This window comes from Streptomyces sp. NPDC007084, assembly GCF_040703595.1.
Lineage (GTDB): Bacteria > Actinomycetota > Actinomycetes > Streptomycetales > Streptomycetaceae > Streptomyces.
The window spans coordinates 83,366-105,043 of record NZ_JBEYFY010000017.1 but is presented as its reverse complement, the minus strand read 5'-3'; the positions used below and the strand labels follow the sequence as shown (position 1 = coordinate 105,043).

The following is a 21,678-nucleotide window of genomic DNA, read 5'->3' as shown; positions in this document are numbered from 1 at the left end:
CAGCGTGTTCTCTCCGTGCGAGCGGAGGTGAGTCGGTCCCCCTTGAAGTCCAGCGCGAGGGCGTAGGGTTCTCTCCGTGCGAGCGGAGGTGAGTCGCAGCCGCAGCAGGTGTCAGTGTCCGGCAGCGTGTTCTCTCCGTGCGAGCGGAGGTGAGTCGGTCCCCCTTGAAGTCCAGCGCGAGGGCGTAGGGTTCTCTCCGTGCGAGCGGAGGTGAGTCGGACGAACTGGCCTCTCAATACGGCCTCTCGGCGTTCTCTCCGTGCGAGCGGAGGTGAGTCGATCGCGTCACGGCACCAGCCGTCCGTGACGATGTTCTCTCCGTGCGAGCGGAGGTAAGTCGGAGAGCCAGGCCGCGATCCCGGCGATGCAGAGGTTCTCTCCGTGCGAGCGGAGTGAGTCGGAGTCGAACTGGGACTTCACGTGGCTGACCCAGTTCTCTCCGTGCGAGCGGAGGTGGGTCGGTTACGATCACGTCGGAACCGTCCCACGTGATGTTCTCTCCGTGCGAGCAGAGGTGGGTCGGGGTTCTACGACAACCCGGCCGACTTCCAGAAGTTCTCTCCGCGTGAGCGGAGGTGGTGGAGTCCTGTACCTGGGAGCCATCTTCACGTGCCCGGGTGGCGTTCTCGCCGGCAAGGAAGCCGGTGTCAGTGGCAGCTGCTATCTCTGATGCCGTGACAGAACCTCGAGACATGGCAGCCTGTGCCGCAGAACCCGACTGTCGACTGTGGGGCAAGCAGCGTGGGTTACCTCGTCCGTACCCGGTGATCTGCCATCTGTTGGACACGGCTGCTGTGTTCGGCGTGCTGTGGGATGTGGTGCTGAGCTCACAGGTACGAGCGCGGATATCAGACCATCTACAGCTGCGTGAGCCCGAGGCCCGCCAGGTCATCTCGTTCTGGGCGGGCCTGCACGACCTGGGGAAGATCACGCCTCCCTTTCAGGCTCAGGCGCCGGCGTCGTACGCGGCGGTGCGAAGGGATCTGGCCTACGTCGCTGTTCCGGGCGCCGAGCGCGAGAAGGCTTTTCGGCATGAGATGGCGACGCACTGGGCGGTGACCTCCCTGCTGGACAGCATCGGCTATCCAGGTGCCCGAAGGATTCAGCAGGCCATGTGTCACCAAGTGGCTCAGTTGCTCGGCGGGCACCACGGCGTCTTCGGGCAGCCGCTCCGGGCGCCGAAGCTCGAAAAGGCAAGCCTCCACGCCCCCGGGCTTGGCGAACAGGGGTGGTCACACCAACGCCTGATTCATTTCGAAGAGTTGCGGCGTGTCACGGGCGCGTCCGCTGTTCCGAAGAATGGGCTGCCGGCGGAACTCTCCGTCATCGTCGCCGGCCTCGTCGTCGTGTCGGATTGGCTGGCCAGCCAATCCGAATGGATCAATCCGCTGCTGCCGCCGGCGGACTGGAGCGCGACGCCGCAAGCGCTGGACGATCACTGGGTGCGGGCGTCTCATGCGGCACCTGGTGTGGTGAGGACCGCCCAGCTCGGCCGAGTCGATTTCGCGCTTCAGCAGTTCGAGGCGATATTCCCCTTCGCGCCGAATCCCCTGCAGCGGGATCTGGTCGCGCACCTCCCGCAGTTGGCAGCAGATCACGGCCCCGGCCTGCTGCTGATCACGGCTCCCACCGGCGACGGGAAGACCGAGGCCGCCCTCTTCGCGGCCGCAGTCATGGGGCGGTCATCGGGGGCGCGAGGAGTGTACTTCGCTCTACCTACCATGGCGACAGCGGACGGGATGTTTCCCCGAGTGGCAGCCTTCGCGGATCAGGCCTTGTACGGGGAGCGCGCGCTGACGCTCATGCACTCGATGGCCTGGCTGAGCCCGGCCTACAACACGTCGCCCGATGAGGTGGACGCCCTGTCCGACATGGGTTCGGTGGTTGCGGAGCGCACCACGACGACAGCGGCCGGAACCTGGCTGCGAGGCCCGAAGCGGGGCCTGCTCGCACCTCTGGGAGTGGGAACGATCGACCAGGTGCTGGCCGGAATCCTTCCTCTGCGGTACAACGTGCTGCGCCTGCTGGGCGTCTCGGACAAAGTGCTGGTGATCGACGAGGCCCACGCGTACGGCCCCTGGATGCACAGCTTGCTGACCCGGCTGCTGGAGTGGCTCGGCGCGTTCCGCACTCCCGTGGTATTGCTCTCGGCGACCCTGACAGGGGCAACCGCCGGCTCGCTGGTGAACGCTTATCGACGTGGCGCGGGTTTCCTGGAAGCTGCCGAGGTCAAGCCGTGCTATCCGGGGTGGCTGTTCACGGACGCGTCGAGCGGCGCCGTCACCTCACCTCGCGCGACAGCTACAGAGCGGCCTCGGGTCGTGGATGTCGAAGTCCACAAGGTGACCTGGGACGCCTTCGATTCCCCACTCTCCGCAGCGCGCGAAGGCGGTCGACGGGATCGGCTGCGGGCTCAGTTGGGCCCGGTCGTGGACGAGGGCGGCGCCGCCTTGGTGTGCTGTACGACGGTCGACGAGGCGCAGGCGACGTACCGAGACCTGTGTGCGGCATTCCCCGAGTTGGCTCGGCAGCGGGGTGGGCTGCGGCTTCTGCATTCGCGGTACCAGGCTCGCGAACGCCGACGGATCACCAGCACGTGCGAGAGGACGTACGGCAAGCCGATCGCGGGAGAGCCCAGTCAGGTACGCCCGGCATCGATCCTGGTGGCGACGCAAGTGGTGGAGCAGTCACTGGACTTCGATTTCGACCTGGTCGTCAGCAATCTCGCACCGCTGGCCCAGCTCCTGCAGCGAGTGGGCCGCTGTCGCCGCCACCGCAGGGGGCCTCAAGGGCGCCCGTCCTGGGCGCAGGCGGAGGACCGTCCGAAGCTGGTGGTCCTGGAGCCGGTGGACGGCGAGGGCCGTACCAAGATTCCACCGCTCTGGGGTGCGGTGTACGACCACGGTCTACTCGTTCGGACCGCGGAGTTGTTGCGCAGGGAAGAGCGAGGCGGGATCGAGGTCCCCGGCGATGTGCAGCGATTGATCGACGCAGTGTATGCACCGGGCTTCGTTGACGGCCTGGACGCGGCGGTGAAGCAGGAGGTGGCGCGGATGGACGTGGAGCGTCACGCGAAGGAGATGGCCGAGTCCCACACTGCACGAATGGTCACCATCTGCGCTCCGGCCGATGTCGCGGGCAATCTAGGCAAGCTCAGCGAGCTGGAGCCCGGTGTGACCGAAGAGCTCCTGACTACCCGCCTGGGCGCGGACACCGGCCGCGTATTGCTGCTGTACACCCAGCCCAGCGGCGAGCTGACGCTCGACGAGGAAGGAGCGCTGAGCCTGTCCGCCGTCACGCGAGGCTCGCTCCCGACACGCGAAGAACTGAGATTGATCATGTCGCACGTCGCCCCTGTCCCGGGATCGTGGCTGCGCGACGGCGACAGTCTGCCTCAGCCTGCCGCATGGGAGAAGCATCCCCTTCTACGGGGCCTCGTAGCAGTCGCCGTTCGCCGGTCAGCGGACGGGGCGAGCTGGAGCGGCACTTATGGCAAGCGATCAATTTCAGTCTCCTCGGTGGGTCTTGAGATCAGTTAAGGACAATCGGCGACAAAGCCCGGTTCGACAGCAGCGGACTTGGTCAGATGTTTCCGCACCTCGCAAGCCGATTGACCGACAAGTTGGCCGACTCCAAGACGCCCGCTCACGCGGGCAGGGGACGCGTTGACCCAGTTCACCGACAGCGGCGGACGAGTCACCTCCGTCTACACGAAGACCCCCTCCGCACGAAGTCCCCACCGCATTGTGACCCTTGAGAGGCATCGATGCCCGCACGTTCGCACAGCACGGCGGAAGCACCACTCTTCCCGGTCATCTGGACACCCGACGCGCAAGCCGGCAGCTCGAACCCGCTCCCTCCCATGCTCGGCTTCCGTGAGTTGCTCCTTCGCAGCCACGAGATCATCGGGCTTGCGGTAGCCGAACCCCCGGCACATTCCGCTCTGTTGCGGATCCTGTACGCCCTGACCGCGCGCATCACCGGACTCGACGAGAGCGGTCCCGGCGACTGGGGAGACCGACGCCTGGACGTGGTCGACGCGGGTTCCCTCCCGGCGGACGGCATCAACGCCTACTTTGCCCGATGGGGTCACCGGTTCTTCGTCTTCGATCCCGAAGGAGGCCGGCCCTGGATGCAGGATCCGCGTCTGGCCGAGCAGTGCGACGCCGGGAACACCGCCGGCGTCAACAAACTGATCGTGACCCGCCCCGCGGGCAACAACCACTCCTGGTTCACGCACGCCAGCGACCTCGCCCCTACCCTTCCCACCGTGTCGGACGCCGTTCTCAACCTGTTGGTGTGGCACTTCTACGGCCCCTCCGGCAGGTGCTCGGCGCGCGAGGTCGGAGGGGTGAAGACCGCCAGCGCGACAGCCGGCCCGTTGCGTACCGCCCTCTCCTACCATCCGGAGGGCGAGAACCTGTTCCAGACCCTCCTGGCCGGGCTCACGCCGCCCGAGACAACAGTTCGCCGCGCCGTCGATCTCTGCCCGTGGGAGTGGGAGCAACTCCCCGATCCCGACGTGTTGCCGAACGACCGGAGCGGGCCCATGGCGCTGCTCACCGCCTGCTCTTCGCATGCCCTGCTGCTCGTGCGGGACGAGGACCAGCCGGACGTCGTGGCCGATGCCTACATCACATGGGCCTACCGCGGCGGCCGCATACCCAGAGACGACGCGTACCTGATCTGGCAGATCAGCCAGGAGGGCAACCGCTACCCGCGGCCCGCCGACTCCAAGCGGGCACTATGGCGTGACGTCGACGCCTTGTTGCTGTACGAGACAGGCGGGCCTGCGCAGCCACGACGCCCCCGGGTGTTCAACACCGCCTTCGACGTCGCGGAGACCCTGCGCGTGCGGGCGCTGGGGTTCGAGCAGGAGGGCCAGGCAAAGGACAGGCAGTTCGTCGAGGGATCCACGCCTCCTCTCCTGGGCCGGGTGGAGTCGCACGCACCGCGTACGGAGGCGGCGGTGGCGTGGCTGCGCCGGCTCGGTGAGCTGTACGGGCGCAGGCTGGACCGCGCCGTCCGCAAGGCCTGGTCGTTGTACGTGAACGACCTCAAGGCGGAGCACTCGACATGGTCCGCCGAAGCCGGCGCCCGGTACTGGCCCCAGGCGGAGACAGAGTTCTGGACCCGCTACCGCCTGCTCGACCGAACTGCGGCGGTGCTCGACGCCGGCCTTGACCGAGCCTCCACGCGCAAGGCCTTTCTCACCTTCGCGGAGCGAAGCTTCGAGGAGGTGACCAGCCCTGTCGCGTCCAACGCCCGCGGCGCCAGAGCGCTGGCCCAGGCCCGCGTTGAGCTGTACGGGGGCCAGCGTCCCAAGAAGGACGGAAGGGGGCAGACCGCCGGTTCCGCCCCTCATCTCATCCCGCCTGATCGGCACGGAGGAGTATCCGCATGACCACCGAGTCCCCACAAGTCGTAGCCGACCCGTGTCGGGAGCACCGGCAGATGTACATCGCGTGGATCAAGGAGGCGTGCCGCGACCCTGGTACGCGCAGCGCCCTGCGCGCGGGGTTGCGCCGCGACCTCGACCATGTTCGGCCGATGCACCGGATCGTGGCCCGCTGGCTGCCCCGACAACGCCACGTCCCCGAGGCGGAGGAGCGCGCGTACTACCTCATCGCCTCAATGATCGCCGACCGGCCAAGGCACACGTTCGCGACCGACGGCACCGATGACCTTTCCGACGAGACGGCTTCCGTCCCCGGCACCGCAAGCGTCGAAGACCCTGATCTTGCCGTCGCTTCAGCGCAATCGCCCGTGGATGGCCCGAGCACGAGGTCGATGGCCATCGATGCGCAGCGCGTGCCGTCCGGACAACGGTGGGGCCGAAGCCTCGGATACAGCCTCGCCCAAGCGGTGATCCTCAGCCCTGGTCACGAGCACACGATGCGTGCCTCTGCAGCGGAAGCCCGCCTTCACCTCCTTTCGCGGCAAAGCTCCGCAGGGCTGCACCGCCACCTCCCGGCGACCGTGCGCTTCCTGCGCCAGACCGACACCGACGTCGACTGGGGACGGCTGATGGAGGACATGATCGCCTGGCCGATCCTGTCGGGCCGTATCTCACGGCGCTGGCTTCAGGACTACTACTGGGAGACAACCAAGGAGCGGAACAGGAGGAGTGACGAGGGCGACCAGAACGATCTCCTGCCGCCCGAACCCGACGGCGGTCCGTGAGCGCGCCGATCGAGCCCGTTTCATGGTCAGCCCACTGCTGCCCACCGACACGACAGGATGCGACCAGCCATGACATCAAGTACCGCCCGCTTCATCGACGTGCACGTCCTGCACCCCGTCCCGTTCGCCAACCTCAATCGGGACGACGCGAACGCGGTCAAGACAGTGCAGTACGGGGGAACACTGCGGACGCGGGTGAGCAGCCAGTGCTGGAAGCGTGCGGCACGGGAGGACTTCCAGACGCGCATCGGACAGGCCGCACTGCGCACGCGGCGTATCGGGGAACGGGTCGCGCGCGAACTGGAGCAGCGCGGCTGGCCGTCCGGCCTGGCCTTGCGGGCCGGTGGGCATCTCGCCGCAGGCAGCAGCATCAAGTTCGAACTGGCCAAGGACAAAGACAACCAGAAGCAGATCGTCCCCAACGAGGTCCTGACCAACGCCATGGTCTACGTCCCCGAGACCGCGGTGGGTGAACTCGCCGACCTCGCGGACGAGTTCCGCGCGGACATCGAGGCCGCGAAGGACATCAAGAAGCCTTCGGACAAGAGTGTGCTTCCCAAGGGCCGCATCGAGGCGATCCTGCGCTCCCGCAACGGAGTGATCAACCTGTTCGGCCGGATGCTCGCCGAGGTCGACGAAGCGGGAGTCGACGGCGCCGTTCAGGTCGCCCATGCCCTCACCACGCACACCACGGACGTGGAGGTGGACTACTTCAGCGCTGTGGACGACATCACCGCGGCCTGGAAGGACAGCGCGGGCAGCGGCCACATGGGACACGCCGAGTACAGTGCCGGCACCTTCTACCGGTTCGCGACCGTCGACCTGCGTGACCTCGCGGGCAACATCGGGACCGAAGCGGAGGCCTTGCGGGAGCTCACCGGTGCTTTCCTGTACGCCTTCATCGAATCCGTGCCGCACGCCAAGAAGAACTCGACCGCACCGCACACCTTGCCGAGCTTGGTCCATGTCTCCGTGCGTGCCGACCGGCCCGTGTCCTACGCGGGAGCGTTCGAGAGGCCCGTGCGTGCCACGGAGGCCAGCGGCTACGCCGAGCCTTCCGCCGAACAGCTGAGCGCGTATGCCCAGGCCGCCAACACCATGCTCGGCGACGGACGGATCCTCACCTCCGGGTTCCTCAGTTTCGGTTCCAAGGATCTGTCCGGACTCGGTATCCGCTACGGCTCCCTCGCCGAGCTCCTCGAGGCCGGCCTCGCAGCCGCCCTCAGCCCCACCCCGGCCGGGTCCAGCGCATGAGCGACCCCGTCCTCTGCGTGCCCGAACCGGGGCTGCTGCTGCGCTTGGCGGCGCCGCTGCAGTCCTGGGGCGAACACAGTCACTTCACCGACCGCGACACCGCGAGCTTTCCTACCCGCTCGGGCGTCATCGGACTACTGGCCGCTTCCCTTGGGCGCCCCCGCGGCGAACCCCTGACCGATCTCACCCGCCTGTCTCTGACCGTTCGCTCCGACCGGCCCGGCATTCGCCTCCGCGACCTGCACACCGTCGGAGGCGGCCTGCCTCCCAAGGCGACCGTCACCACCGCCGAGGGCAAGAAGCGCAGTGGCGAAACCAGCACGCTCCTCTCCCACCGGTATTACCTCGCGGACGCGGTCTTCACCATCGCGCTGACCGCGCCCCTCACCGCAGAATCGACGGAGGCGGAGCGGGCGGACATCCACGGTCTGCTCAAGCGGCTGGAGTGTGCCCTGCGTTCACCCAAGTGGCCGCTGTACCTCGGCCGCCGCTCCTGCCCGCCCGAGGGCCCACTCTTCCTCGCCCGCACCGATGATGCCCTCCGCCACCTGGTCCGGCTCCCCCTCGCGGCAACGGCACCATCCACTCGCGGCATCGAGTTCATCGCCGACCGCCCCCTGCATACTCTTCCCGTCCCGGACGAGTTGCGCACTGCCGACGCGGGGGACGGCGCCCACCCATCGGGGCAGGCCACCGACGAGCCCGTAACTTTCCACACCACCCGCCGGACCTACCGCTCCCGCCCTCTCTACCGGCGTTCCCTCCACCTGCCCGCCGACCAGTACGCCGGTCTGGGAATCCAGCAACTCACGGCGCTCGCTCGCTATTTGTCCAACCACCTGGCAGCACCCCAGGAAGGCGGCCGTTCGTGACCGTATGGCTCACCCGCATCGCCCCCGACCCGCGTTCGCCGCAGGCCCGCAGCGACACCAGCGGTTCCCGTCTCGGCCAAGGACTCCACCAACGGCTCATGGCCCTCTTCCCGCGTGATGCCGGACCGGACCCGCGGGCCAGATTCAATGTGCTGTTCCGCACCGAGGACACCCCCCACGGCCTGCACCTGCTGATGCAGAGCACCCACGAACCCGACCTCTCCCGACTTCCCGTCAACTACGGCACCAGCATCTCCCGCCCCCTCGACGCGCTCCTGGACGCCCTGCGTCCCGGCCTCACCATCCGCTACCGCTGCGTCGCCAACGCGGTCCGGCGCCCTGGGCACACCACCCGGGCGCACTACAACCTGCCCGCCGTCGTCCCGCTCCACGGCGCCGCAGCCGACGCCTGGTGGGAACGCCAGGCCGAGTCCGCCGGCCTCGCCCTCCACACCGTCGAATCAACCCCCCTGGACGCCGCAGGTGGCCGTCACGGCGGACGCGGCACCACAACCACACCTGGTGTCGTCCGCCACGCCCGCACCCGCTTCGACGGCATCGCCGCCATCACCGACCCGCACCTGCTCCGACAAAAGGTCACCGGAGGGATAGGGCGCGGGAAGGCCTACGGGTGCGGCCTCCTCACCATCGCCCCGGCGCGGGGCACTCGATGACCACAGCCGACCCTGCGCGAAACGCCGCCCACTCCAACGGGCGGCGTCGCCTTGCAGCGCCCACCGTAGCCATGCTGCCCCGCATCGCCGACTCCCTTTCCTTCCTTTACCTCGACATCGTCCGCATTCACCAGGACGACACAGGTGTCTGCGCGGAAGTCACCAGCGAGCGCCGCGGCACAGAGACCGTCTACCTCCCCACCGCGGCCCTCGCCTGCGTTCTCCTGGGCCCAGGTACCTCCATTACTTCCCGCGCCCTCGCCACCTTCGCCCGCCACGGCACCACCGTGCTCGTCACCGGCGCCGGCGGCGTCCGCTGCTACGCCGCCACGCTGCCCGACTCCCTCACCACGAACTGGTTGGAGCACCAGACCCGGGCCTGGGCGGACGACACGCGACGCCTCGCCATCGCCATCGCCATGTACGAGAAGCGCTTCGGGGCCGACACCGTTCCTACGGGCACCACACTCGACCAGCTCCGCGGCTTCGAGGGGCAGCGCGTCAAGGCCCAGTACCAACTCCTTGCCCGCCAGTACAAGATCGGCCGCTTCCGCCGCGCCTACGACCCCGACTCTTGGGACACCCAGGACCCCGTCAACCTCGCCCTCTCCTCAGCCAACACGTGCCTCTACGGCATCGTCCACGCCGCGATCCTCGCCCTTGGCTGCTCTCCCGCCCTCGGCTTTGTCCACAGCGGCAACCAGCAGGCGTTCGTTTACGACATCGCCGACCTCTACAAAGCCAACCTGACCATCCCGCTCGCCTTCTCCCTCCACAACTCCGCCGACCCTGAAGCCGCCGCGCGCCGCTCCTTCCGCGACGGCCTCCGCCTGTTCAAGCTTCTCCCCCGCATCGTCACCGACATCCAGACTCTCCTCTCCCCCGGCCGGCCCGTGGACGTTCCTGACCCAGAAGAGCAACTCGTCGACCTCTGGGACCCGATCACCGGCGCCGTCCCCGGCGGCACCAACCACGCCGTCGACCCCTGAACCCGTCTCGGGAGAACCCGCGTCATGCCCTCCATGATCGTCATCTCCGCCACAGCCGTCCCGGACCACCTCCGCGGCGCCCTGACACGCTGGCTCCTCGAAGTCACCCCCGAGCTCTACATCGGCACCGTCTCCGCACGCGTCCGCGACGAACTCTGGGCATCCGTCACCGCCTGCGCCGCCGAGGGCGCCGCGGTACTCGCCTACCCGGCCGCCAACGAACAGGGCTTCGCCCTGCGCACCGCTGGTGTCCGTCGCCGAACACCCATCGACTTCGACGGGCTGACACTGATCGCGTTCGGGAAGCGGAACCAAGAAGCGGCAAAGCCGTTCTAACGCCGCAGCTCAGGGAGGGTCGTCTCCGCGCAGGCGGAGGTGGGTCGGTGTGACACAGGGGCGCGGGCAGGTTCGGCGCGTCGTCTCCGCGCAGGCGGAGGTGGGTCGGCCGTTGCCGACGCTCAGCGCGATGCCGCGCGGTCGTCTCCGCGCAGGCGGAGGTGGGTCGCCGCGTCGTGATAGTCGACGAGTTCCAGAACCGTCGTCTCCGCGCAGGCGGAGGTGGGTCGGGCTTGCCGGTCCAGGGATTCGCCATGAACCAGTCGTCTCCGCGCAGGCGGAGGTGGGTCGGTGACGGTCTTGGTGGGGAGTCCGTCGGGGAAGTCGTCTCCGCGCAGGCGGAGGTGGGTCGAGGTAGCGGGCCATCGTGGCTCTCCAATCGTGGTCGTCTCCGCGCAGGCGGAGGTGGGTCGGACCCGGGCCCCGCGCTGTGCTTCCCCGCTGAGTCGTCTCCGCGCAGGCGGAGGTGGGTCCGACTGCTCGGCGACTGTGTGGTCACGGGTGGGCAGTCGTCTCCGCGCAGGCGGAGGTGGGTCGGTGCCCTTCGGGTCGTAGCCCGCCTGGACCAGGTCGTCTCCGCGCAGGCGGAGGTGGGTCGCTCGAGCGCGCCGTCAGCGGCGAGCCGAACAGGTCGTCTCCGCGCAGGCGGAGGTGGGTCGTCCGAGCTCGGCTCGGCGGCGTCTGGCGGTGGGTCGTCTCCGCGCAGGCGGAGGTGGGTCGCCTTGCCGGCTGTGCCGACGATGATGGTGGATGTCGTCTCCGCGCAGGCGGAGGTGGGTCGGAGTTGTAGCCCGAGGCGTGCAACTGTGCGGTGTCGTCTCCGCGCAGGCGGAGGTGGGTCGAAGTTCACGTCCCGGGCGATCTCTTCCACGGCGTCGTCTCCGCGCAGGCGGAGGTGGGTCGTCGCCTAGGAAGAGGAACACTAGGGCGCCGGCGTCGTCTCCGCGCAGGCGGAGGTGGGTCGGTGTTCGTCATGACCCACCACGGGCGGCCTCGTCGTCTCCGCGCAGGCGGAGGTGGGTCGGTTCTTCAGCGGGAACCCGAGGGTCCGAGACCGTCGTCTCCGCGCAGGCGGAGGTGGGTCGGCCTGACACATGACGATCGAGTTCGAGAACCCGTCGTCTCCGCCCACGCGGAGGTGGGTCAGGTCTGCAGGTCGTCGTCTCGGCGCGGGCGGAGGTGGGGCGCGGCCCGTCAGGGCCCCGCCTGGGCGAGGACTCTGTCGTCCTCGCCCAGGGGGGCCCTCCGGTTGGGCCCGGACCGCGTCGCCGTCCTGCGGGGTGCCTGTTTCGGGTGGCGTCGCTCAGGTTTCAGGACTCGTGCCGACCACGTGCCAGGTTCTCCTGATATGCCATTGGACAACTGCCGGACGGCCGGGATACTGACAGCCCAGGGCGCCCCGTCAGAGGGCGACTGCCGCCCGGACCAAGCCCGCCACCGCCGGTGAGTGAGTGTGTGGGGGCCAGGCGATGACCGTGGTGACCTCGGGGGCGTCGGGGACCGGGACTGCTGTCAGGTCTTCCGTGAGGCCTGTGCCTGCCGATTCCGGCAAGAGTGCGCAGGCCCGGCCCAGGGCGATGAGCTGGGTGAGCTGGGTGTGGTCGCGTACCTGGGGGCCGGGGCCGTCCGCGAAGGTGCCGTCGGGGCAGGGCCAGCGCGGCAGGGGCAGGTCGGGGATGCCGGTGATCTCGTCGAGCCGGAGGTGGGGGCGGGTGCTGAGGGGGTGGCCCGCCGGGAGGATCACGACCTGCCGCTCGGTGTGCAGATCCTCGGTGTCGAAGCCGGCCGTGTCGTCGAACGGCCGGTGCAGCAGCGCCACATCAGCCCGGCCGTCGTGCAGCACGCGCGCCTGTTCGCCCGGCCCGCACAGCATGACGTCCACGGCGACCGCACCGGGTTCGGCGGCGTAGGCGTCGAGGATCTTCGCCAGGAGTTCCCCGGAGGCGCCCGCTTTCGCGGCGAGGACGACGGCGGGGCGGCCGTCCGTGGCGAGGGCGGCCCGGCGTGTTCGCCGCTCGGCGGCCTCGACCGCGTCCAGCGCGGCCCGCGCCTCCCGCAACAGCACCGCTCCGGCCGCCGTCAGGGCGACACCCCGGCTGTCACGGTTCAGGAGGATCGCGCCGAGCCGCCGTTCGACCTGGGCGATCGCCCTGCTCAGCGGAGGCTGGGCGATACCGAGCCGCTGCGCGGCCCTGCCGAAGTGCAGTTCCTCGGCGACCGCGACGAAGTACCGCAGTTCACGCGTCTCCATGGACCCACCCTAACCGAGCGGCCAGGAACGATACCCCTGCGGTATCGCCGCCCACCCGATCGGTCTTGGACGCCGCGCCCGCCGAGGACAAGCATGGACGGCATGAGTGAGACAAACATCGCGCAAGAGTCACAGGCCGCTCCGGAGTCGCAGGTCGCCCTCGTCACCGGGGCCAACAAGGGAATCGGATACGAGATCGCGGCGGGCCTCGGCGCTCTGGGCTGGACCGTCGGCGTCGGCGCCCGGAACGAGGAGCGGCGCGAGGCCGCCGTGGAGAAGCTGCGCGCGGCCGGTGTCGACGCCTTCGGCGTACCGCTCGACGTCACCGACGACGCGAGCGTGCTCGCGGCGGCCCGGCTGGTGGAGGAGCGGACCGGACGGCTCGACGCGCTCGTCAACAACGCGGGGATCACCGGCGGCGGACCGCAGGAGCCCACCACGGTCGACGTGGAGAGGGTGCGGGCGGCCGTCGAGACCAACGTCATCGGCGTCATTCGCGTGACGAACGCCCTGCTTCCGCTGCTGCGCCGCTCCCCGTCGCCCCGCATCGTCAACGTCTCCAGCAGCGTCGGCTCCCTCACGCTCCAGACCACTCCCGGCGCCGAGGTCGGTCCCATCTCCGTCGCCTACTCGCCGTCCAAGACGTTCCTCAACGCCGTCACCGTCCAGTACGCCAAGGAACTGGCCGACACGAACATCCTCATCAACGCCGTCTGCCCCGGGTTCACGGCGACCGACCTCAACGAGTTCCGGGGCGTGCGCACCCCGCAACAGGGCGCGGCCGCCGCGATCCGGCTGGCGACCGTCCCGGACGACGGTCCGACGGGCCGCTTCTTCGACGACGAGGGCGAGGTGCCCTGGTAGTACCTCTCCTCCGCGCCCCGGCGGCTCTCCGTCTCGTCTCGGCGGCCCTCCGTGTCCCAGTGGTCCGCCCGGCCCTCCCCTGGTCTCCCGGCCCGCCCTCTCCCGGCGGCGCGCGCCGCCCTATGGCGCCACGACGCGCAGCGCTCCCGGCAGCACGTCCAGCGTGAACCGCTCCCGCGGCGTTTCCAGTACGTCGCCGTCGTACTCGAAGACGAGGGGCCGGCCGTCGGTGCGCTCCAGGACGATGTTCCGGCCGCGCGCGTAGACGACGCCGTCTCGGCCGACGTGGCCGCCGTCGCGGGAGAGGGCCGGGAGTTCGTTCAGCGGGAGGGCGGCGCCGACGACGCACACGTCGAGGAGGCCGTCGTCCAGGACGGAGTGCGGCAGCAGCTTGAACCGGCCGCCGCGGTACCGGCCGCCGCCGACGTTCGCGAAGACGGTCGGCCCCTCCTGCACCGGCTCGCCGTCGACCAGCACCCGGCCCGGGTACGGGGTGAACGTCCGCAGCGATTCGGCGACGGCCCTCTCGTACCGTTCGCGCCCGGCGCCGGCGACGGCGCGGGCCGTGATGAGGGACTGGGCGACGACTCCGGTGGAGGCGCCGAGCAGGGCCGGCTCCCCGTTCTCCGCGACACGCGCCAGGTCGATCGTGCGGAACTGCGGTGCCGTCAGGGCGAGTTCGAGGGCCTCGCTCCAGGGGCGGTCGGCCCAGATCTCCCGGTGGAAGGAGTTGCCGGTACCGGTGGGGAGGGTCAGCAGGGCGGGCGGCCGGGCAGGGCCGGAGAGGGGCCGGCGCGCTGAGTGCTCGTCTGCCGTCGGGGTGAACACGGAGCCGTCGGCCGCGATTTGGCCGGCGGCCACACCTCCGCCCTCCGTGGAACCGGCCAGCAGACCCGCCGCCACGTCATGCGCCGTCCCGTCTCCGCCGAGCGCCACCACCAGGTCCGGGCCACCGGGGGCCGGCGTCTCGGCGGCCAACTTCCTTGCCTGGCCAGGCTGTTCGGTGACGGCGAGGGTGACGGTCAGGCCCGCGTCGGCGAACCGGCGTCGTACCGCCTCGGTCGTCTCGGGCCGATAGGTGCCCGATGCGGGGTTGGCTATCACCAGGACCGAAGCGAACGGGGCGCTCATGACGACGGGCACTCCAAACCGGGGTCGGACGACACAGCGGCGCCGCCGGAGTCCGGCGGCGCCGCTCGGGCACGCGCTGCGGAGAGGGCAGGATTCGAACCTGCGCGGGCCGAAACCCGAACCAAGTTGCCTCGGTACCCCGTTGGGCCGCTTCGGGTACCTCTCCACGCTCCGGTCGGCCGGCCGATCGACCCTCAGGCCGGCGTCCGCTTTCCGGTGCACCGCAGACACTTCCGCATCCGCCTGACATTCCGCTGAGACGGCCACCTCAGGTCGCCGTCAGAACGGCACCCTTGGATGGACGGCAGGCACGGTGGGACGAGGGGTGGATGGACGCCCGAACGACAGGACGGCGGAACGACGGAACGACAGGACGGCGGGACTACAGGACGGCGGGACTACAGGACGACAGGTGTGAGACGCGCAAAGGCGCGCCCGGCCGGACGCGTCCCCGCTCCGCCGTTCCCTTACCTTCCGCCCTTCCCTTCCACCCGTCCCTACCGCCGTCCCCTTCCGCCGCTCCGCTGCGTCCCTCGGTTCAGGCGAGGTCCGGATCACCCAGGCCGCGGTGGGCCAGTTCCAGGATGGACGCGGTGACCTCTTCGAGGTCGATGGGCTCGTCCCGGCTGATCAGGTCGTCGAGGAGGCCGTCCGCCGCATGGAAGACCAGACGGCACGCGAGGCCGGTGTCACGGGCACGGAAGGCCCCGACCAGGGAGCCGCGGGCCACGAAGTCGCACATCAGGTCCACGACGCGCTGGTTGGAGGCGTGGCACAGCTCCAGCGCCTTGGCGTTGGCGGAGCGGTAGACGATGCGGTGCAGGTCGGCGTTGTGCACGGCGTGTTCGACCAGGGTGCGGATCAACCGGTCCAGGCTCGGCCACCACGCCCCGCCCTCGTCGAGCATGGCGCGGGTGTCCCGCAGGAAGCCGTCGACGTACTCCTCCCACATCGCGCCGAGCAGGTGGTCCTTGGAGTCGAAGTACAGGTAGAAGGTGCCCTTGGCCACCTCGCCCGCCTCGGCCAGCTCGGCGACCGTGGCCGCCGCGAAGCCCTTCTCCCGGAACACCTGGGAGGCGCCCCTGATCAGCGCCGAGCGGCGGTCGTCGGGGCTCATGGTCCGGCGCTTGCGCCGCGCGGGCTTCCCGGTGTCGGTCTGTGCTGCCGCTGCCGTCGCCATGGGCTCGTCTCCTGTCCGGGGATCCTCCGCCAGGTCCGTGGGGATCGCCTCCCAATCTACCCTCCCGCACTGACTGGCCGCCGGTCAGTTGACTGACTGACCGTCGGTCATTAGCCTCGAAGAGGGCCGGACCCCAGCCGATCCGCCCCACCACCGGTCACACCACCGATCACACCGCCGGTCTCACCACCGGCCTCCCTGCCGACCTCAGCGCCACCGCACCGCCGGCCCATCCTCGGCCCCCTCGCCGGCATCGCCCCCGTCCGCGACACCCGCCCCTCCATCCCGGCACCACCCCGTGACCACCCCGGCACCGTCCCCCGAGACCGTCCCCGACCACTGACATGAGGGAACCGCGATGAGCGACACCACTGCTCCGGGCCAGCGGAAGGGGCTTCTGCTCGCCTTCCTCTGCTTCGGCGTGTTCATGGTCTATCTCGACGCCACGATCGTGAACGTGGCGCTGCCCGACATCCAGAAAGACCTGTCCACGGACATCACCCAGCTCCAGTGGATCATCGACGCGTACACGCTGACCTTCGCGTGTCTGCTGCTGACCGCCGGCACCCTGGGCGACATCCTCGGCCGCAAGAAGATCTTCCTCGCGGGCCTGGTCGGCTTCACCCTCAGCTCCGTGGTCTGCGCGCTCTCCGGCTCGATCGGCGTGCTGCTCGTCGGCCGTACGCTCCAGGGGGTCTGCGGCTCCATCATGATCCCGGTCTCGCTCGCGCTGGTCTCCGCCGCGTACACCGACCCGGCCGCCCGCGCGAAGGCGATCGGCATCTGGGCCGGCGTCGGCGGTATCGCGCTGTCGACCGGTCCCGTGCTCGGCGGCGTGCTCGTGGACCACTACGGCTGGCAGAGCATCTTCTGGGTCAACGCCCCCGTCGGCGTCATCGCCACCGTGGTCCTCGCCAGACTCCTCACCGAGAACCGCTCCCCGCGGCAGCGCCGGCTCGACCTCGTCGGACAGCTGCTGTTCATCACGACGATCGCGCTTCTGGCGTACGGGCTGATCGAGGGCAACAGCGAGGGATGGAAGTCCGGGATCATCCTCGGGTCGTTCGCCGGCTCGGTCGTGACGCTGCTGCTGTTCGTGCTGTGGGAGCTGCGCCACCCCGACCCCATGCTGCCGATGAGCTTCTTCCGCAGCCCGATCGTGGTCGTCGCGGGCATCGTCAACTTCCTCAGCCTGTTCGGCCTGTTCGCCGCGATCTTCCTGCTCACGCTGTACCTCCAGAGCATCAACCAGCTCAGCTCCATCGAGACCGGTGTGCGGTTCCTCGCTCTCACCGTGCCGATCATGATCGCCTCGTTCGCCGCCAGCATCGTCGCCGCGAAGGTCGGGCCGCGGCTGCCCATCGCCATCGGCTCCGCGCTCTCCGCGGGCGGCCTCTTCGGGCTCACGATCCTGGAGGTGGGTTCCGGATTCGGCAGCTACTGGTGGTCGCTGGCCCTGCTCGGCGTCGGCGTCTCGTTCACCGGCGCGCCCGCCACGGTCGCCCTCCTCGGCTCCGTACCGGCCGAGCAGGCGGGCACCGCCTCCGGCGTCTCGAACACCTTCCGCCAGGTGGGTACCGTCTTCGGCGTCGCCCTCGCCGGCGCCCTGCTCCTGCGGCACCTGCGGGACGGCATGCCCGACGCGCTCGCCGCCACCGACGTACCCGCCCAGGCGCAGGCCAAGGCCGTCGAACTCCTCGGCGACGGCGACCTGTCCCGCGTCGCCGCCCTCCCCCCGGAGATCCGGGGCACGGTGATGGAGGCGGTCAGCCCGGTCTACGTGGAGGGCATGCGCCTGGCCATGGAGATCGCCGGGGCCGGCGCCCTGGTCGGCGGGCTGTTCGCGCTGATCTTCCTCAAGGGCAGGAAGCCGTCCGTCCAGGCCGAGTCCGGCGCGGTGGACGACGAGCCGGGGCAGGACGGACTCCCGGTCGAGACCGCGGGGCAGCACTCCTGATGTCCGGATCCGGTACGACCCCGCTGGGGCAGGACGCGTCCGGCGCCCTGCCCCACGGGCCGGCCAAGGTTCAGGGCGCCGCCCCGGCCACCCGCAGCGAGGACCGGGCCGAAGCGGACGAGGTCGGCGGACCTGACGGGCCCGGCGCACCCGACGCCATCAGCGGGCCCGGCACCCCCGGCGTCATCAGCGGGCCTGGCGCCGTCGGCGGACCCGGCGTCATCAGCGCGCCCGGCGCCACCGCCGGGTCCAGTGCCACCGGCAGGCCCGGCCCAACCAGCGAACCTGACCCAACCAGCGAACCCGGTCCAACCGGCGCGATCAGCGCGATCAGCGCGACCGGCACGACCGGCCTCCCCAGCGCGGCCGGCGGAGTCGGCATCATCCGCCAACTCGCCGACTGGGCCAGCCGACTCGACCTCGATGAAGCGCCCGAGCGAGTCGTCGCGCATCTCAAGAGCCAGATCCTCAGCCAGCTCGGCGCCGCCCGCGCCGGGTACGGGCATCCGCTCGGTCAGCGCATCCGCCAGGCCTACGGCAGCCCGCTCCAGGACGATCCGAAGCACGCCGTGCACTCGCTCTCCATGGCCACGGTCTGCCTGGACTTCGACGACACCGCCTACGCGGGCCACCTGTCGCACTCCACGGTCAACGTCCCTCTTACGTACGCGAGTTCACTGGGCCTGGACGGACCCGGTCTCCTGACCTCGGTCCTCGCGGCCAACGAGAGCGCCGCCCGCGTCACCGCCGCCGCGACCCTCGGACCCTTCCGCGGCCAGACCGCCGGGCACACCCATCTCGCGGGCGCGGTCGCCGGGCGGCTGCGCGCGGAGAACGCCTCCGCCGACACCTGGACCCACGCGCTGGGCATGGCGTTCTCGGTGCCGACCTGGAGCCTGTCGCGCGGGTTCTTCAGCACGGACGCCAAGGTGCTGGTCGCCGCCGTGCCGGTGCAGATCGGGCTGAGCGCGTGCGACGGGGCCCGGTTCGGGCTCACCGGCCCCGAAGACGTACTGGAGCACCCGCAGGGGTTCCTGCACCGGTTCGCGGACATACCGCTGCCGGAGGAGGCACTGGCCGGGCTCGGCACCCTCTGGCACACGGAGACGTTCTCGTACAAGATCCACCCGGGCAGCGCCTACACCAGTGCCGCCGTCGACTGCGCGGTCGAACTGCACAGTGAACTGGCCGGAGTTGGTCCGGGCGACATCGCCGAGGTCGTCGTGGAGGGGTCGATCTTCACCGCCGGGCTCGACCGTATCGCCCGGCAGCACCGGATCGGCCCCGACTCCAGCGTGGCCGCCCTCAACTTCTCCCTCCCCTACAACGTCGCCACCGCCCTGCTCACCGGCTCCCTCCTCCCGGCCGACCTCGCACACCCGGCGGTGGCCCGTCCCGACCGCTGGGAACTCGCGGCCCGCGTACGCACCCAGCACGACCCGGCGTTCAGCCGCCACGCGCTGCTCGCCACCGCTCCCCTCGGCCAGGCGCTGCGCCGCGCGGGCGAGCGGGCCGAGGCCTGGGTCCGGGCCATCGACGCCCGGGCCGCCGACGCCCTGCCGGCCGCCCGGCTGGAGCCGGAGACCGACTTCCGGTGGGCCACCAAGAACCTCGGAGCGCGCGTCACCGTCCGGCTGCGCGACGGCCGCGAGCTGCGCGCCGAACGGCGCGGCGCGGTGGGTGCCGCGAGCGGCGCCGAGGGCATCGACCACGCGGGGCTCGCGCGGGCCAAGTTCCTCGCGTGCGGCGGCGATCCGGAGGCCGCCGAGCTGATTCTCCGCCTTGAGGAGCTGAGCCCGGAGGAGGTCCGGCGTCTGGTGCGCCTGGCTCTCGCCGGGCTCGACGGTCCCGCCGAGGGCCCGTCCACGGACAGGCCCGTCAGCACGGCCGCACAGAGCACCTTGGCCGCTCAATCCGCTCGCTCCGCTCAGGCCACCCCCGTCACCGCAGCCGGCCGAAAGGACACCGTCATGGAAACCGCGGTTCTGGAGGAGGCCTACGCGGCTCTGATCACCGCCGCGACCGCCGCCCCACTCGACCACCCGGCGTCTTCGGCGGGGCTGGGCGAGCGCGACGCGGACTGGACCCTCGCCCATGTCGCCCTGAGCGACCGGCTGTTGGCCTCGACGGCGCGACAAGTACTGAGCGGGGAAGCGGCCGGACTGGACAACGGGCCCGCCATGGACCCGAAGGCCATCGAGGAACTGACCTCCTCGGTCGGCCGGGACGTCCTGGTCGAACTCGTCCGCCGCAACGCCGCCGAGTTCGTCGGCCTGATCGCCCAGACGCCCCACAATCGGCAGGCAACGCCGGTCACCGTACGGCTCGTCGGCGATGAGGGCGAGGAACTGTTCAGCGGGGCCGTGCCGTGGGGTGAGATCGTGCGCCTGCGCGCCGAGGAGCACATTCCCGCGCACTCCAGCCGGCTCCGGCGTATCGCGCGGGCACCGCAGGAGTCATGAGAGGACCGTCGACCGAAAGGGGACAGGACAGGTGGCCGGACCAGGGCGGGGAAGAAGCCAGGCCGCTCCCTGGGGCGAGCACGCGGACCCGCGGTGTCTCGGTCCCGGCGAGGGCGCCGAACTGCTCGCCGGCGCCCGGTGGCGGCGGGCCGTGGTGCTGGGCGACAGCACCGCCGACTCCGCGGGGATGACCGTCGTACCGGGATGGGCGCGCTCCGCGTGGACCGACCGTGTCGCCGCCGCGCTCCGCGAGGCGCATCCCCGGTTCGCCTGCCTGCATCCACGGGGGCGGCGGGACCTGACGCTCTCCCACGTGCGGTCCACGCAGCTCGGTGACGCCCTCGACTTCAACGGCGACCTCGCGCTTCTCGCCTGCGGCGGGCCGGAGTTGCGGGCGCGCTCCTTCGACGCGGACGCCGTGGAGTTCGAGTTGAGCAGGATCCTGGCCGCGCTGCGCAGCGCGAGTGGCCAACCGGTGCTGGTGGTCAGCCCGTTCGACCTGGCGCGGGCCGGACATGTGTCCCCGGCCCAGCGTTCCGAGGTACGGGCCCGGCAGCGGCTGCTGGTCGAGCGGATCGAGTCGGTGGTGCTGCGGCACGGCTGTGTCCATGTCGAGCTGACCGCGCACGAGGACGCGTCCTCCGGCGACCTGTGGGGTGCGCGCCCGTGGCGGCTGAGCAGCCGGGGGCACGCGGTGGCGGCGGCCGCGGTGGTGCGGACGCTGGGACGGCTCAGCAAGGAGTGAGGAAGAGAGAGCGATGAGGAGAGAAGAAGGGAGAAGGGGAAGGGGGGTGTGGTGGGGGGGGGGGGGGGGGGGGGGGGGGGGCCCCCCCCCCCGGGGCCGTGGGGGGGGGGGGGGGGCGGGGCCGGCCCGCCCCCCGGCGGGCGGGGGCGCCCCCCGCCCCCCCGCGCCCCCCCCCCCACCACAACCCCCTTCCCCTTTGCGGGCGGGCGCCTCCGCACCCGCGCCCGCACCCTTCTCCCTGCTGCTCCAGCCACTCCCCTACTGCCTCAGCTGCTCCCTGTACTCCTACTCCTTACCGCTCCAGCGCCGCCTTCAGCCGCCCCAGGGTCGCCCGCATCCCAGCCGAGTTCACCCGGTGCCGTACGGCCGGCTTGGTGCCGGTGAAGAATCCGAGCAGTTCGGCCGGCCGGCCCTTGCGGCCCGTCCGCAGGTCCTCCCAGTACTCGGTGACCCGGGTGCCGTCCCCCTCGGCCGCGAACCGGTAACCCCAGAGGGCGATCGGCAGGCCGAAGCTGGTGACGCGGAAAGCGAAGTCGCGGCCCTCCTCGGCGCGGACGACCCGGCAGTCGGTGAACCAGAGCCAAGGCCCCTTGCGGTTGAACCCGGTGAACTTGGTGCCCCGGGTCACCGGACCCCGGCCGTGCACCCAGACGCCGACGCACTCCGGGGAGAACGTGCCCATCTTCCGTACGTCGCTGATCGCGCGGTAGGCCCGCTCCGGAGTGGCGCGTACGAGCACGCTCTCCTCGACCCGCCATCTGCGTTCCTCGGACACGTCCC

At 70.5% G+C, this 21,678-nt stretch carries 16 protein-coding genes, 1 tRNA gene and 1 CRISPR repeat array; of the genes, 12 read left to right on the top strand and 5 right to left on the bottom strand.

Features of this window, described 5'->3' with window-relative positions:
* Positions 1 to 692: 692 nt before the first annotated feature.
* From cas3 to cas2e, 8 genes are all read left to right on the top strand, one after another.
* Entirely contained in the window at positions 693 to 3,539 is a 2,847-nt protein-coding gene (gene cas3 / locus AB0912_RS16990; protein ID WP_366700300.1) for a CRISPR-associated helicase Cas3', read from the top strand.
* 227 nt (positions 3,540 to 3,766) lie between these two features.
* Positions 3,767 to 5,404 carry a type I-E CRISPR-associated protein Cse1/CasA gene (gene casA / locus AB0912_RS16985; protein ID WP_366700298.1) on the top strand — a complete coding sequence of 546 codons (1,638 nt, stop codon included), beginning with the start codon at positions 3,767 to 3,769 and terminating at the stop codon, positions 5,402 to 5,404.
* Positions 5,401 to 6,183 carry a type I-E CRISPR-associated protein Cse2/CasB gene (casB, locus tag AB0912_RS16980; protein ID WP_366700296.1) on the top strand — a complete coding sequence of 261 codons (783 nt, stop codon included), beginning with the start codon at positions 5,401 to 5,403 and terminating at the stop codon, positions 6,181 to 6,183. The genes casA and casB overlap by 4 nt, the downstream gene beginning before the upstream one ends.
* 69 nt (positions 6,184 to 6,252) lie before the next feature.
* Positions 6,253 to 7,437 carry a type I-E CRISPR-associated protein Cas7/Cse4/CasC gene (cas7e, locus tag AB0912_RS16975; protein WP_366700294.1) on the top strand — a complete coding sequence of 395 codons (1,185 nt, stop codon included), beginning with the start codon at positions 6,253 to 6,255 and terminating at the stop codon, positions 7,435 to 7,437.
* On the top strand, positions 7,434 to 8,309 hold the full coding sequence (gene cas5e, locus AB0912_RS16970) for a type I-E CRISPR-associated protein Cas5/CasD (RefSeq protein ID WP_366700292.1): 876 nt from the start codon (positions 7,434 to 7,436) through the stop codon (positions 8,307 to 8,309). Before cas7e ends, cas5e begins: the two co-directional genes overlap by 4 nt.
* Positions 8,306 to 8,983 carry a type I-E CRISPR-associated protein Cas6/Cse3/CasE gene (gene cas6e / locus AB0912_RS16965; protein WP_366700290.1) on the top strand — a complete coding sequence of 226 codons (678 nt, stop codon included), beginning with the start codon at positions 8,306 to 8,308 and terminating at the stop codon, positions 8,981 to 8,983. Before cas5e ends, cas6e begins: the two co-directional genes overlap by 4 nt.
* A 71-nt stretch (positions 8,984 to 9,054) precedes the next feature.
* Positions 9,055 to 9,972 (top strand): type I-E CRISPR-associated endonuclease Cas1e, encoded by a 918-nt coding sequence (cas1e, locus tag AB0912_RS16960; protein WP_366700288.1) that lies wholly within the window; start codon positions 9,055 to 9,057, stop codon positions 9,970 to 9,972.
* A 24-nt stretch (positions 9,973 to 9,996) separates the two neighbouring features.
* A complete protein-coding gene (cas2e, locus tag AB0912_RS16955) occupies positions 9,997 to 10,308 on the top strand; it encodes a type I-E CRISPR-associated endoribonuclease Cas2e (protein ID WP_366700286.1) in 312 nt (103 codons plus the stop codon).
* A gap of 18 nt (positions 10,309 to 10,326) precedes the next feature.
* Positions 10,327 to 11,454: a CRISPR direct-repeat array (repeat unit 29 nt; unit sequence GTCGTCTCCGCGCAGGCGGAGGTGGGTCG).
* A 256-nt stretch (positions 11,455 to 11,710) separates the two neighbouring features.
* On the opposite strand, the gene AB0912_RS16950 is transcribed toward cas2e, so the two are convergent.
* Positions 11,711 to 12,559 carry a LysR family transcriptional regulator gene (locus AB0912_RS16950; RefSeq protein ID WP_366700284.1) on the bottom strand — a complete coding sequence of 283 codons (849 nt, stop codon included), beginning with the start codon at positions 12,557 to 12,559 and terminating at the stop codon, positions 11,711 to 11,713.
* 102 nt (positions 12,560 to 12,661) lie between these two features.
* On the opposite strand from AB0912_RS16950, the gene AB0912_RS16945 reads away from it, so the two are divergent.
* A complete protein-coding gene (locus AB0912_RS16945; protein WP_366700282.1) occupies positions 12,662 to 13,423 on the top strand; it encodes an SDR family oxidoreductase in 762 nt (253 codons plus the stop codon).
* Between the two features lie 120 nt (positions 13,424 to 13,543).
* On the opposite strand, the gene AB0912_RS16940 is transcribed toward AB0912_RS16945, so the two are convergent.
* From AB0912_RS16940 to AB0912_RS16930, 3 genes are all read right to left on the bottom strand, one after another.
* Positions 13,544 to 14,554, bottom strand: coding sequence for a diacylglycerol kinase family protein (locus tag AB0912_RS16940; protein WP_366700280.1), 1,011 nt, complete (start codon positions 14,552 to 14,554; stop codon positions 13,544 to 13,546).
* Between the two features lie 79 nt (positions 14,555 to 14,633).
* Positions 14,634 to 14,720: transfer RNA gene (locus AB0912_RS16935), tRNA-Cys, on the bottom strand.
* A gap of 372 nt (positions 14,721 to 15,092) precedes the next feature.
* Positions 15,093 to 15,734, bottom strand: coding sequence for a TetR/AcrR family transcriptional regulator (locus AB0912_RS16930; RefSeq protein ID WP_366700278.1), 642 nt, complete (start codon positions 15,732 to 15,734; stop codon positions 15,093 to 15,095).
* Between the two features lie 358 nt (positions 15,735 to 16,092).
* Here AB0912_RS16930 and AB0912_RS16925 point away from each other — a divergent pair, with 358 nt between their 5' ends.
* Genes AB0912_RS16925 through AB0912_RS16915 form a run of 3 tightly spaced genes read left to right on the top strand, consistent with a single transcriptional unit; the run spans position 16,093 to position 20,898 of the window.
* On the top strand, positions 16,093 to 17,691 hold the full coding sequence (locus AB0912_RS16925) for an MFS transporter (RefSeq protein WP_366700276.1): 1,599 nt from the start codon (positions 16,093 to 16,095) through the stop codon (positions 17,689 to 17,691).
* On the top strand, positions 17,691 to 20,153 hold the full coding sequence (locus tag AB0912_RS16920; protein WP_366700274.1) for an MmgE/PrpD family protein: 2,463 nt from the start codon (positions 17,691 to 17,693) through the stop codon (positions 20,151 to 20,153). The genes AB0912_RS16925 and AB0912_RS16920 overlap by 1 nt, the downstream gene beginning before the upstream one ends.
* 31 nt (positions 20,154 to 20,184) lie before the next feature.
* The gene (locus tag AB0912_RS16915) at positions 20,185 to 20,898 is read left to right on the top strand and encodes a GDSL-type esterase/lipase family protein (protein WP_366700272.1); all 714 of its coding nucleotides are present in this window, start codon (positions 20,185 to 20,187) and stop codon (positions 20,896 to 20,898) included.
* Between the two features lie 292 nt (positions 20,899 to 21,190).
* Here the strand turns inward: AB0912_RS16915 and AB0912_RS16910 are convergent, their stop codons facing one another.
* Positions 21,191 to 21,673, bottom strand: a complete 483-nt coding sequence (locus tag AB0912_RS16910; protein WP_366700270.1) for an SRPBCC family protein — start codon at positions 21,671 to 21,673, stop codon at positions 21,191 to 21,193.
* Positions 21,674 to 21,678: the final 5 nt, after the last annotated feature.

Coding starts and splice junctions, on each gene's coding strand:
- cas3 (WP_366700300.1), top strand. CDS start 693: ATGGCAGCCTGTGCCGCAGAACCCGACTGTCGACTGTGGGGCAAGCAG.
- casA (WP_366700298.1), top strand. CDS start 3,767: ATGCCCGCACGTTCGCACAGCACGGCGGAAGCACCACTCTTCCCGGTC.
- casB (WP_366700296.1), top strand. CDS start 5,401: ATGACCACCGAGTCCCCACAAGTCGTAGCCGACCCGTGTCGGGAGCAC.
- cas7e (WP_366700294.1), top strand. CDS start 6,253: ATGACATCAAGTACCGCCCGCTTCATCGACGTGCACGTCCTGCACCCC.
- cas5e (WP_366700292.1), top strand. CDS start 7,434: ATGAGCGACCCCGTCCTCTGCGTGCCCGAACCGGGGCTGCTGCTGCGC.
- cas1e (WP_366700288.1), top strand. CDS start 9,055: ATGCTGCCCCGCATCGCCGACTCCCTTTCCTTCCTTTACCTCGACATC.
- cas2e (WP_366700286.1), top strand. CDS start 9,997: ATGCCCTCCATGATCGTCATCTCCGCCACAGCCGTCCCGGACCACCTC.
- AB0912_RS16950 (WP_366700284.1), bottom strand. CDS start 12,559: ATGGAGACGCGTGAACTGCGGTACTTCGTCGCGGTCGCCGAGGAACTG.
- AB0912_RS16945 (WP_366700282.1), top strand. CDS start 12,662: ATGAGTGAGACAAACATCGCGCAAGAGTCACAGGCCGCTCCGGAGTCG.
- AB0912_RS16940 (WP_366700280.1), bottom strand. CDS start 14,554: ATGAGCGCCCCGTTCGCTTCGGTCCTGGTGATAGCCAACCCCGCATCG.
- AB0912_RS16930 (WP_366700278.1), bottom strand. CDS start 15,734: ATGGCGACGGCAGCGGCAGCACAGACCGACACCGGGAAGCCCGCGCGG.
- AB0912_RS16925 (WP_366700276.1), top strand. CDS start 16,093: ATGAGCGACACCACTGCTCCGGGCCAGCGGAAGGGGCTTCTGCTCGCC.
- AB0912_RS16920 (WP_366700274.1), top strand. CDS start 17,691: ATGTCCGGATCCGGTACGACCCCGCTGGGGCAGGACGCGTCCGGCGCC.